At 67.3% G+C, this 11,271-nt stretch carries 13 protein-coding genes; 8 read left to right on the forward strand and 5 right to left on the reverse strand.

The annotated features are described in order from the left end of the window. Positions 1–705 precede the first annotated feature (705 nt). Together AQJ67_RS44070 and AQJ67_RS44075 are read left to right on the forward strand one after the other, a co-directional pair. Complete coding sequence (locus AQJ67_RS44070) at positions 706–1,632, forward strand: DUF4238 domain-containing protein (protein ID WP_062725813.1); 927 nt, start codon at positions 706–708, stop codon at positions 1,630–1,632. Between the two features lie 202 nt (positions 1,633–1,834). Beyond that, positions 1,835–2,488, forward strand: a complete 654-nt coding sequence (locus tag AQJ67_RS44075) for a DUF5677 domain-containing protein (protein ID WP_062725815.1) — start codon at positions 1,835–1,837, stop codon at positions 2,486–2,488. Here the strand turns inward: AQJ67_RS44075 and AQJ67_RS46475 are convergent. Together AQJ67_RS46475 and AQJ67_RS44080 are read right to left on the reverse strand one after the other, a co-directional pair. Further along, positions 2,457–3,008: a hypothetical protein gene (locus tag AQJ67_RS46475; protein WP_079056569.1), complete on the reverse strand. Its 552-nt coding sequence runs from the start codon at positions 3,006–3,008 to the stop codon at positions 2,457–2,459. The genes AQJ67_RS44075 and AQJ67_RS46475 overlap by 32 nt on opposite strands. Positions 3,009–3,307: 299 nt before the next feature. Then, positions 3,308–4,099, reverse strand: coding sequence for a hypothetical protein (locus AQJ67_RS44080; protein WP_062725817.1), 792 nt, complete (start codon positions 4,097–4,099; stop codon positions 3,308–3,310). Between the two features lie 25 nt (positions 4,100–4,124). On the opposite strand from AQJ67_RS44080, the gene AQJ67_RS44085 reads away from it, so the two are divergent. Further along, the gene (locus tag AQJ67_RS44085) at positions 4,125–4,367 is read left to right on the forward strand and encodes a hypothetical protein (RefSeq protein ID WP_062725819.1); all 243 of its coding nucleotides are present in this window, start codon (positions 4,125–4,127) and stop codon (positions 4,365–4,367) included. A gap of 98 nt (positions 4,368–4,465) precedes the next feature. On the opposite strand, the gene AQJ67_RS44090 is transcribed toward AQJ67_RS44085, so the two are convergent. The 3 genes from AQJ67_RS44090 to AQJ67_RS50570 all read right to left on the reverse strand — a co-directional run bounded on the left by AQJ67_RS44090 (position 4,466) and on the right by AQJ67_RS50570 (position 6,218). Continuing rightward, on the reverse strand, positions 4,466–5,470 hold the full coding sequence (locus AQJ67_RS44090; protein ID WP_159058951.1) for a terpene synthase family protein: 1,005 nt from the start codon (positions 5,468–5,470) through the stop codon (positions 4,466–4,468). 354 nt (positions 5,471–5,824) lie between these two features. Further along, a complete protein-coding gene (locus AQJ67_RS48505) occupies positions 5,825–6,043 on the reverse strand; it encodes a hypothetical protein (protein WP_167366262.1) in 219 nt (72 codons plus the stop codon). Further along, positions 6,018–6,218, reverse strand: coding sequence for a hypothetical protein (locus AQJ67_RS50570; RefSeq protein WP_062725823.1), 201 nt, complete (start codon positions 6,216–6,218; stop codon positions 6,018–6,020). Before AQJ67_RS50570 ends, AQJ67_RS48505 begins: the two co-directional genes overlap by 26 nt. On the opposite strand from AQJ67_RS50570, the gene AQJ67_RS50575 reads away from it, so the two are divergent. The 5 genes from AQJ67_RS50575 to AQJ67_RS44110 form a co-directional block, all read left to right on the forward strand. After that, the gene (locus AQJ67_RS50575; protein ID WP_341846203.1) at positions 6,168–6,287 is read left to right on the forward strand and encodes a hypothetical protein; all 120 of its coding nucleotides are present in this window, start codon (positions 6,168–6,170) and stop codon (positions 6,285–6,287) included. The two genes, AQJ67_RS50570 and AQJ67_RS50575, sit on opposite strands and share 51 nt — an antisense overlap. 225 nt (positions 6,288–6,512) lie before the next feature. Then, complete coding sequence (locus AQJ67_RS48790; RefSeq protein ID WP_208615155.1) at positions 6,513–7,367, forward strand: site-specific integrase; 855 nt, start codon at positions 6,513–6,515, stop codon at positions 7,365–7,367. A gap of 107 nt (positions 7,368–7,474) precedes the next feature. Then, positions 7,475–7,789 (forward strand): hypothetical protein, encoded by a 315-nt coding sequence (locus tag AQJ67_RS48795; protein ID WP_208615156.1) that lies wholly within the window; start codon positions 7,475–7,477, stop codon positions 7,787–7,789. A 59-nt stretch (positions 7,790–7,848) separates the two neighbouring features. After that, entirely contained in the window at positions 7,849–9,669 is a 1,821-nt protein-coding gene (locus AQJ67_RS44105; RefSeq protein WP_062725824.1) for a hypothetical protein, read from the forward strand. Then, on the forward strand, positions 9,666–11,271 hold a 1,606-nt coding region (locus AQJ67_RS44110; RefSeq protein ID WP_062725826.1), incomplete at its 3' end, for a hypothetical protein. The genes AQJ67_RS44105 and AQJ67_RS44110, both read left to right, overlap by 4 nt.

The following is an 11,271-nucleotide window of genomic DNA, read 5'->3' on the forward strand; positions in this document are numbered from 1 at the left end:
GCAGCGGCGCAGGCCTCGCCCAGCTCACTCCTTGCCTCGCCCCTTGTCCTGGTTCTTGAGGTTGCGGCCTGCACCACTTGGTGACTTCAGGTAGGCGATCTCGTCTTCTGCGACCTCCACTTGGCGTACAGGTACGTACATGCCCAGATGGAGGCTCCGAGGGCGGTAAGGGTCACGCCCTGAGCTACCACCAGACGCTTGGTGAGCTTGCCTCCAGTTGACGTGGCATCGCTCTTGCAGATGCCGACGTGGCCCGTCTCTTGTGAGTGCCGCTGCAGATCTTCGAGACCTTCAGCCTGAAAAGGACACTCCGTGCACGCGCAATTGGTCATCAGTTGATCCCCCCAACGGAACCTAGATTGCCACAGGTTGAGCGCATCAACGCACCACTTGGCCATCCTCCAGCCCGGAGCCAGCCGGAAGGTAGCTGTCGCCCCGCAGCAGCGTCGTGCCAGGTCCTAACGCACTGGGGTGCGAATGCCCGGTGGTTCTGAGCTGCCGGCATCGCACGGGTGTGCGTGTAAGCCCTGGGACTGGGAACTGGTCCCCTCCCCGGCTGTGCTCTTCTCCCCGCGGCAGGGCCCTGTGGCCTTTCGCGGTTCTCAAGGCGGCCCGCTCTCGCGGGGCGGGTAAGGCGCCGGATCAAGGAGCCTCGTTCGGCAAACCGTTGGCTCCATACGTCGGGGTCTTGCCAGAATCCGAAAGGTGAAGGCAGCTCAGATATCCCGGCAGCACCTCGTCTCGCAGGTCCTGCTCAAGCAGTTCACCACAGCCGGGCAGGATGGTAGCGGCCGCCAACTGCGTCCCGTCGACGTGCGCAACCCGGAGCGTCGGAACAAGCTGGCGAGCACACGGACGTGCGGCTGGGCCGATACCTTCGTGGCGTTCGACTCCGCCTCTGCCGAGAATTTGTGGAGCTCCGTGGAGAGGCGTGCTCCCGCTGCCTTCGAGGCCGTACACGCCGGTACGCCATTTGCCGACCCCCTGCACGTTGAGGCTCTGCGTGACCTGGTCGTGCTCCACTATGTGCGCTCGCACCGCTATCGCAGCGTGTACACCAACGCGTTCGAGACCGTGAGCGTGAAGCTCCGTGGTCAGCTCGTTGAGCAATATCCGGAGCAGCTCCGCCGCGAGGCGCTACGGCAGACCAGGCTCCACCTGGCCGGCTCGGGCCCCCTCGGCGCCTTCGCCGAGCGCCTCATCGAGCAGTCCGAGGTTACCCAGGAGTTCGAGAACGGCAAGCTGTTCCGCACCAGCATCGAGGGCATGTTCAACAAGGTCCGTGCTGCGGCGGCGAAATGGAGTCTGGAGGTGCTTACTCCGGAAAGTGGGCAGTTCCTGGTCGGCGACAATCCAGCCGTATCCGTACGCACGGACGTAAGGCCCTTTTCGTACAACATGGCCTTCGGTGACGCCCACTCCATCGTCCTGCCCATCAGTCCCCGTCACCTGCTGGCGCTGGGACGGGTAAACCTGGTCGGCACCATTCCCCGGACCACTGTCAACGACCTCAACACCGTTCAGATCCGCGCCGCTGACCACTACGTCTACATGCACCCTCGGAGCACTCGGCTGGAGACCTTCGCGAGGGACACAGCGAGACGGTGGCGCGCCAACCAAGCGAAACGCTGAGCAGCATCCGAGCCGTTTCGCCTCGCTCGTGCCCCGAAGATTCGCGCCGATAGGTTTCCCGCCATGGTCTACAAGTTCGGTCCTAATGAGCAGTGCCTACGACGCTGTCGAGCAGTGATCCCAGTGATCGTGCAGGCTGCGGAGAAAGTGACCACACAGGGCGTGCGGGTGCCGCACGAACACCAGAACGTCGTGTATCCCCATGATGGGCTGGTGGCAGTCCACCAATCGGACCGCGAAGGCTCTGGTCTCCTTGTACGACCAGGGCTACACGATCGAAGCAGCTCCCTTTATGCGCAACCTGCTCGGTCACTCCTACGCCATGAACTGGCTCGCTGACAGTGGCGAGCCAGCCGTCGTCGCGCTCAGCGAGTACTGGCGTGAGCACAAGCGGAAGCTGGCAAACAACGTCAACGAGACCTGGAACCTCCCGGAAGTGATCACCCCGCCCGCTTCCGAACCGCTGGTGTTCGCCAACCCCGAGAGCGAGCGAATTCACAAGAAGTTGATGGGGGAGCTGGAGAACTTCGACACCATGGTGAAGGCGTACGGCACCGCTGACGTCTACCGGGTCTATCGCCACCAGTCCGCCTACTCGCACACCACAGGCGCGACCGCCGACGCTTTTCTGATCGTGGACGAGGGCAAGCTGAAGTTCACCACGGAGCCCAAGGGTGGCGAGGCCGACATCACCGCTGAGCGTCTGTGGATTCCGGTTGCGCTCCTTCAGGCAGCAGCCGCGATCAGTCCACTGCTCTTGGGCAACCCCATGAAGTCGACCATCGACAGGACGATGAACGACCTTGGCCTGCCACCCACCCTGCTTAATCTCCAGCGCACCAGGCCGCTGCTGTAGAGGGCATTGCCGTCGAAGGGCGTCCGACCCAGGCTCGATGGTGGGGCGCGACGCGTAGTCCCTCACGCATCCGACCTCGTATGACTCCGACGCGTGTTCTGCCCTCCACGACCTGAAGACCTGTGTCCGACGGGTCCAATAGTCGTCGGTCAATGAGGATCGGCGGGCGTAGCCACGTCCCGTGATCTTCCCAGTGCTGTCCGACCTCATAAGAGCGACGTTCGACCCAGTACACCGGGTCCTTGGCGTAGCTCTCGATGCAGCCGGCATCGGACGCGCCGGTGGGCATCTCCTTGAAGTCCGAGGCCGGGATCGTCTCGAGCTGCCACTTGACGTCGCACAGGTCGATGTCGCCGTAGTCATACACGAAAGCACCGTTGTCGCCGTGATCGAAGAGGAATTGCTCAAGGACGTCGTCCGGCCAGTGCAGGGATGCCAGTGCAGGGTCGGCACGGAAACGGTCATAGTTGAGGTCTTCACGACGCGCTGCCATCAGTGGGCTAAGGTCGCTCAACTTCATGCCGCCAGGTGTACAGCAGATTCCGGGCAGTGTTCCCCCGGCTCCAACTCACCAGGTGCTGAGGCACGTGACGTTGAGGTCGCGAGGCCGTCGGATGGCGCGGAAGATCGCCGAAGCGCCGGAGGAACCGCAGCCGACTCCCGCGTGACGTCCGCCTCGTGACGTCGTTGAACAGCGTGACTCCATAACGCAGGGCTCCGGGGATGCACCGCTCTCCCCGGGGCCCGTGGTGTGTCCGGGCCAGGTCAGGACCTGTCTCGGAGGATCTCGCCGGTGTGTCTCGTTGGAGAGCTTGCTGATCAGTAGTCGTCGAACGGCATGGGATCGCCGGCCCTGAACGCGGTGCAGCGGGTGCAGGTGCTGCTGTGGCAGGTGTCTTCCTTCGCGTTGCGCCGGTTCGCGGTACAGTGCGTCGCCCGCCACGGGTAGGGCACAGCGTCGGCAGCCGCCTGGGCAGCCGCCTGGGCAGCCGCCCGGGCCTCGGCGAGCGCGTCCGGGTTGTCCTGGTCGTCCAGAAGCCGCAGCGCGCGGTGCAGGGCCTCGCGGGCCGCCGTGGTGTCGGGGGCCCGACGGGCGGTTTGGGGCACGTGAACTCCTAGTCTCGGTGGCGAGTCGAGCCTACGATCTGCCGATGGTCCACGCGGTGGCGTCGGTGAGGTACAGCGCTTCCGTTTGATGGGCGGCGCTGCTGCGCGAAGTGGGCGGGTGACGGGCTTGACGACTTGGCGGCTGGCCCGCCGGCTCGCCTCGTCCGGCTGCACCGCGACCTCCCCGCCGGCGGGTGCCGATCGCCTCGAACCCTTCTGTACGGTGCTCGACTTCGGGCACCTTCGCAGGCGGACCAGGTGCTCGGCGACGTCGGCGACGTCCGGCGGGGGCGGGAAGATCGTGCGGAAGGTGGGGAGCACGGAGTAGAGGAGGACGTGCTGCGGGCTCATGCCGATCAGGGCGTAGAACCAGCCCTGGTCTTCCTTCCAGTGCATCCGGATGCCGCCGGTGCCGCCGCCGGGCGGGCCGATCACCCGGCTGCGGCGGCGGATCGGCCCCATCCACACCGCGCGCAGGGTCTTCACCCCGTCACGGCCGGGCATCGTCTCGGATCCTGAGGTGGCGCGGATGCGGAAGATCAGGACCCTGGTCGGCGTGGGCGCGTTCCCGTGGATGTCCTACGCCTACAAGCTCGCCCCCAAGCTCAGCGATGCGGCGGACGAGCAGGTCGACAAGTCGTGGACCAGCGCCCTCGTGCTGGCGGCGACCTCCCCGTTGTCGTCGGCGTCCTGTACGGCCTGGCCGCGCCGGCGGCGCGACGGGACCTGCTGCGCCGGGCGGGGCGGTGCTTCGGCGCGATCGTGGCCATGATGGCGGCGGCATCCGTCTTCCCGATCATCGTGCTCTCTGGTATGCCCGCGGGTCACGGACCAGTTGGTCCAGGGCCCGCCGGATCCAGGCGGAGCCGGTTAGGGACGCGCATGTTGTGACAGGGCGGGCGCGTACTGGGATGACAACTCGACCGAGTAGCGATCAGTGATTTGGTTCCAGGCCAGGAACGCTGCGGTCGTCGCCAGCAGCCCGTTGCAGTACCCGTCTATGACGAGCGGGGGCGCTTCCCAAGAGCGAGCGAGGATAGCCGCCAGCTTCTGATAGGCGTCAGCCAGGTCCCTGCGGTACCAGGCGCAGACCTCTGCGACAGCCTGGTCTCGGGTCATGCCGCGGTGTGCGACCAGGACGTTGATGACGTTGACGTTCTCGTGCCGAGCCTTCTCGTACCCCAGAGTGAGCAGATCGCTCTGCCACGACGACAACCGCACCAAGGCCCACAGCAGGTCATCCATTGCCGGGTCCTCCATGACGGAGTCCGGCAGATCCAGGCCCAGGCTGTACTGGGTGAAGACAACCAGGCCCAACATCATGCCGACTGCGTGGTGACGGTCCTCAAGGAAGTCGATGTGAGGGGTGTTGCCGTAGTCAGCGACCCTGAATTCAGCTTCGATCCAGTCCTTCTTCCACTTCCGATAGCGGGCGCCGAGAAGTGATGGGAAAGCCATGCCTTCAACCGTCTCGGCAAAGGCAAGCAGCCAAGGATCTTCCGAGAGGATCCGGCCAGTGTCGAGATACTCAAGGATGTTGGCGTAGAACTGGCGCACGCCTCCGCGCCGGGCCCAAAGCTCCTCGTCCCGTTCCTCCATGGCGAACCACAGCGTGTAGTAGCGGGCAATGTTCTCCAGGCGTTCGGGACTGCTCTCGGCATGCATCATCGAGGTCAGCAGGGTGTGGTCCTGGCCGAGGAACGGGGCCAACAGCCGTGGAGGCAGTACGCCCTTCGAGATGAACCACTCGTGTACCCGGGGTCGTACCGTCACGTAGTACGGGCTGAGCTGAACCGCGCGAGGAAAGCTCAGTAGCGGCACCTCCTTTTGCCGCTGAACACAGCCGGGGACCGAATACGGATTGGTGCCAGACATGAGCGCCACCGGGCATGCCTCTCTCGTCGATGGGTGCCGGCTTCCGGCTGCCAAGGGGGTAATCCGACTCTTACGGGGCCACCACCGACGTGAGGGCGAAAAGGCCCACTCAGGGACTTCCCTGCTGGAGAGTCCAAGAATCCAGGTAGGCCGGCCGTATCACGAACTCGCTGTCGTATGAACCTCTCAGACAGGGGCGCAAAAGGAGGCGCAACCGCTCGCCACACCGACGGACGGGACTGGCCCTCCTCAGTGGCCGTCACTCACGGTGAGGTTGCTCAACGGCTTCTCAGCCCAAGGTCCCGCTTCGGTGATGGTTCGGGGAGGCGCAGGGCGTCGGTCATGACGCGACAGTCAGCCAGGAGAGCCGGCCACCACCAGAGCTCCGTCACGCGCCCTCCGGGTCTCACTCAGTGTCAACCGTGGTGATGAGTAGAGCAGTGTGTTCTCGCGGTACAGCTCGTACCGGTACGAGGTGGCCCGTTCCAGGTCGCGGCGCTGCTGGGGGTCGGCGTCGGGCAGGGTGAGTTCAACGAATCCGCGGCCGTCACGCAGGATCGACCAGGTCCTCACCGAGCGGCTGGAGCGGTCGCCGCAGTCGGTGGTCCGCGAGGTCCTCGGGGAACGCCGGCCTTCGGGGTGGGTCCTGGCGCAGCTGCGCGGCGAGCGCGGCCCGGACCGGGGTGTTCTGCACGTGGTGGACGGCGACGAAGCGCCGCAGGGCGCGCCGCTGCTCGATCTGGAGCACGCGCTGAACGTCGCGGAGAGTCCGGGAACCCGGCTGTGCAACCTGTGTGGCTGCGCGCAGGTTCTATAGCAGCGAAGCTGTTGTAGTCGGCGCGTGCTTGTTACTGAAGAGAGTGATGTGGTCGCCAACTCTGTTGGCTGGCATGTGTATCGGTACGACCTGGAACGTCCCTCGCAGGAACTACCTGAGTACTTATCCGTGTACGCGCCGGATCTGCGGTCATGGGTAGAGAGGTTCGGTGAGCGGCACGGGCAGAGGTTCCTTCTCGGTCCGGACGGACTGCCCGATCAGCGGGTGAACGCGTTCTTCGCGTCGCCCACGATGCGCAATCTGTCGGATCTGACGAACCGGGACTACGCGTATTCCCTGGCTCTGTGGCTGAACTTCCTGCTGGCGGTGGGACGTAGCTGGTGGGAAGCGACCGAGGACGACGCTGCGGAGTTCCAGTTCTGGCGGCTGACCGATCCGGGCAACGACCGGCGGGTGCAGACATCGTCGTTCGCGCGGGACGTCGCCGGCTGCAAGAAGTTCTACCGCTGGGCGGGCAAGCGCTACCGGGTCTGTGATCCGTTCGACGAGCTGCAGTACGGCCGCGGCCGACGGCAGGAGAACGTGAAGTGGCTCGACCCGGCGGCGATCCGGCGGTGGCGCGACCTGGGGGTGCGGGGACGCGGGCTGGACGGCCGGGCGGACCGTTGGTGGCGGGGGCGCAACGACCAGCGCGACGCCGTGTTCGTGGACGGGCTCTACGGCACGGGCCTGCGGCTGACGTCGTGGGCGAGCGTGGTGTTGCCCGAGGTGCCGCGCATCGCGCCGGGGCGAGGGTACTTCACCTGCTCGCTTGCCGATCAGTGCGCCAAGGGCGGCTACGGCTACACCTCCTGGATGCCGCGGGCGGTGGCCGCCGGGGTGCCCACCTATCGGGAGGGCGCGCGGGCCCGGGCGGTCCGGCGGGCCCAGGAGTCCGGTCTCTACGAGACGGTCCGCGGGCTGCGGGTGGTCCAGCTGCCCCGGCGGGGCAAGGGGGTCGAGATCCCGGACGGGAAGGGCGACACCGCCCGCCATGCGTGGAATGACCTGTCCCCGCAGGTCAGCAGCGCTTGTTCGTGGAGACGCCGCAGGGCCTGGAGCCGCTGTCGTTGTGGCTGAACTAGGACGGGCTGCCGCGCGATGCGCACGGCTGACACCACACGTTCGACGCGGCGAACACCCGGATCGCGGACCTCGGGCTGGAGCACTTCACCTGCACCGCCCACATGCACCGCCACTCCTTCGCCCTGAAATGGTTCTCCGTCGGCAAACTCATCTGGGCACAGCGGCTGGGACGCCTGACGGACGAAGAGGCCCAGGATTTCCGGGAGTTGTTGGGCGACCACTGGCACCTGGTGCAAACGATGCTCGGGCACCGGCGGGTGGAAACCACGAAGGAGGTCTACCTCGAGCCGTTCAGAAGTCTGCAGGTCGAACTGCTGCTGGCACACGCGGAGGGCTTCCCGGTGGCCCGGTTCATGGCCGACGCCTTCGCCGGGCATCCCCGGGTCCGCACCGACCCGCTGGCGGGGTCCAGGTGAGCCCCCGGGGAAGGCGGGCCAGCCTGCCCGGCCGGCCGAACCCAACCGCCCACGGGCCGATGGACGGCCTGGTGGTGCGCTGCATCGCCGAGGACGGCAGCGCATTCAGTGACTACCGGTTCGGCGACCTGCCGGTTGCCGAGGGGCTGCGGCAGAGCCTGGCAGAGGCATTCAACCGCCGCACGGCGCCCGGGGCGGGGCTGGCGTCGCTGGAGTCGATGACCCGCGCCTACCGGGCGGCGGTGGTCTTTGCCCGCTACCTGTCGACCCTGGCCTGGCCGCCGACGGAGGTCTCTCACCTGCTGCCCGAGCATCTGGACGGCTTCATCGCCCGTCGCAAGGACACCGTGAGCCGCACGGCCGGGGATGAACTGGCCGAAGTCAAGCGCCTGTTGAAGCGCGCCGAGGGCCTTAGCGAGGCGATGACGGCGAAGCTGGGCGAGAGCAACCCCAAACGACCGCGGCGGGAGAGCCCCAAGGAGAGCTACAGCGCCCAGGAGTTCAAGCGCATCGCCGCTGCGGCCCGCGCCGATCTGCGCGCCGCGGCTGCACGGATCCGGAAGAACCGCGAGGTCCTGCGCCGGTTCCGGCAGGGGGAAGACCTCGGTGGGGACCGGCGGCGGCTGGAGCTGCTGGACTTGGTCGACCGGTTCGGGGACGTCCCGCGCCGGCCTGGCACCCTCGGACGCCGGACCGGCCAGGACGTGGTGAAGCGGTGGGTCTTTCGCTACGGACCGATCGACGACCTCGTCTGCCAGCTGCACCTGTCCGGCATGGAGGTCACCGCAGGGTTCGTGCTGCTGACCGCGATGACGGGCCAGAACAAGAGTGTGCTGCTGAAGACCCCAGCGGTCCATCACCGGGCCGACGGCTACGCCGGCGCCACGCCGACGGCGATGGTGGGGGCCCACAAGCCGCGCCGGGGCCGCCGCGCGCACATAAGCCTGGCCCTGAGTGACCTGCCCGACTGGATCAGCATCCCCTCCAACCTCGAGGAGGTCTCCGCCCGCGATGAACTGCACACTCCCTTCGGGCTCTACCTCCTGCTGCACGAGCTGACCTCGCGGTCGCGGGAGCTGACCGGCACCGACAGGCTGATGATCGGCTGGAGCAGCACGGGCGGCGGCAGCGTCGGCCGCGGGCTGCGGCAGCAGACGGGGGACCGGTGGATCGTCCGCTGGGCACGCGGGCACGGCCTGACGGCGGACAAGTCCGATGCCGAAGGCCACCCGGTGCCGCTGACCGTCACGATGCAGATGCTCCGGCTCACCTACGTCGAACTTCACCAGACGCCGGTCGCCCACACCGAGCAGACTCTGGCGACCGATTACCTGGCCCGCAACCGCGGCAATCTCGCCGCCTACCGGAAGGTCGTCGCCGAGGCCCTGGAGGAGGAGGTCGCCAAGGCCAGAGTCCGCGGCGTGATGGCCCGCCTCACCCGCACTGACCTGGAGCGGGCCCGCACCGACGCGGCTCCGGTCGCCGACGAGTACGGCATCGACGCCACGACCCTGAGGCGGATGATCGCAGGGGAGCTGGACACGGTGATGAACGCCTGCGTCGATCACCTGGGTGGCCCGCATGCCCCGCCCGGTGAGCCCTGCCGGGCTTCCTTCATGCTCTGCCTGGGCTGCCCCTGCGCCCGCGCGCTTCCCCGCCACCTGCCCTTGCAGGTCCTGGTCCACGACCGGCTGGCCGAGCGCCGATCGGACATGACGCCCATGCAGTGGACGCAGCGGTTCGCGCTGGCGCACTCCCAGCTCGCCGACCTGGTCTCCCAGCACGACGAGGCTGATGTCGCCGACGCCCGGGCGAACATCGCCGACGCCGACCGAGCCGTGGTGGCACGGTTCCTGAACAGAGAACTCGATCTTCGATGAGCACCCTCTCCCAGCCATCCGCCGACTGGGACACCGTGCCCGTCGGCACCGAGTGGCCCGGCCCCGACACCGTGGTGCTGCTGCACCGCCCCCTGCGGCCGGGCACCAACTCCTTGGCCCTGTCCCGGTTTGCCGAGGACCGCTGGAACGTCGACCCCGCGATCTTCGAGGAGCACGCCAATGCCAAGAGCCTGAACTTCGCGACCATACCCCGGCCGCTGCGGCAGGACGCCAAGCACTACATATGGCAGCTGATCAACCACCCGAGCCCCGGCAGCATGAGGCACTCCGGCGGCGGCCGCCCCGCCATCGCCACGATCCTGACGGTGTTCAGCGCCTTCAAGGCGTTCATGGCATGGCTGCACCGCCAGGGCATCACCGCATTCGCCCAGGTCACCCCCGCCCTTCTGGACGCATACCGCCTGGACCTGGAGGACGAGCACGTCAGCATGTGGCCCAAGTACCGGCGTGCCGGCGAAGTACGGCGGCTGTGGTCGACCCGCGGCATTCTCCCGGCGCGGATGCGGCTGCCGGCCCTTCCGCCCTGGGACGGAGAGGAGTCACGCGATCTGTTCGGGCGGATCCGCCCGGACCGGGACAACCGCACACCCCGCATCGGTGAACTGACGATGCAGCACCTGCTGAGCTGGGCGATCCGGTTCACCGAGGAGTTCGCCGATGACATCGTGGCCGCCCACGCCGAATACGAGGAATCACGCCTGCGCCAGCCCAGCGGCGCCCCGCAGTCACCAGAGAAGATCCGCACACGGATGACCGCCTATCTGGACCGGCTGCGCGAGCAAGGCGGGATGCTGCCCGGCCGGACCACCGCTGACGGCGCGCTGGTGATCAACTGGCGGCACATCGGCAGGATCCTGGGCTGCGATTCATCGGTCCGGCTCACGGCCAGCGGCCGGATGGCGGCCAAGTCGGGCATCACCATCGCCGACGGCGCCTACCTCAGCACGCCGGTCACCGGCCGGCTCGACGGCCTGCTCTGGCGAGAGCACGGCATCGCCTTCCACGAGGCGCCCAGACTCGCCCGCCTGCTGAGCACGGCATGTTTCGTGGTCATCGCCTACCTCAGTGGCGCTCGCCCCGGGGAAGTCCTGAACCTGCGGCGCGGCTGCGTCGAACACGACTCCGCCAACGACCTGTGGCTGATGAACGGGCGCCACCACAAGAACGCCGTCGACACGGACGGCAACAAGCTCCCTGCGGGAGCGCCCCGACGCGACCCGTGGGTCGTCGTCGAACCCGTCGCCCGCGCTGTCACCGTGCTCGAATCCCTCCACCCTCACCCGCTGCTGTTCCCGAACCGGATCACCCCGCACCAAGAGCACCTCCGCCACACCAAGCGCCGGGGCCAGGCCCGCACCGACGGCCATATCGCCAGAGACCTCGCCAAGTTCGTCACCTGGGTCAACAAGGAATGCCAGCGTCTGGGCCGCACCGACGTCATTCCCCGGGACCAGCGCGGCCTCCTCACCCCCTCCCGCTTCCGCCGGTCGCTCGCCTGGTTCATCAGGCGTCGCCCCCGCGGCCTGGTGGCCGCCTCGATTCAGTACGGCCATCTCCATACTCGAATGCTCCAGGGGTACG

The organism is Streptomyces caeruleatus, assembly GCF_001514235.1.
Taxonomy (GTDB): domain Bacteria; phylum Actinomycetota; class Actinomycetes; order Streptomycetales; family Streptomycetaceae; genus Streptomyces; species Streptomyces caeruleatus.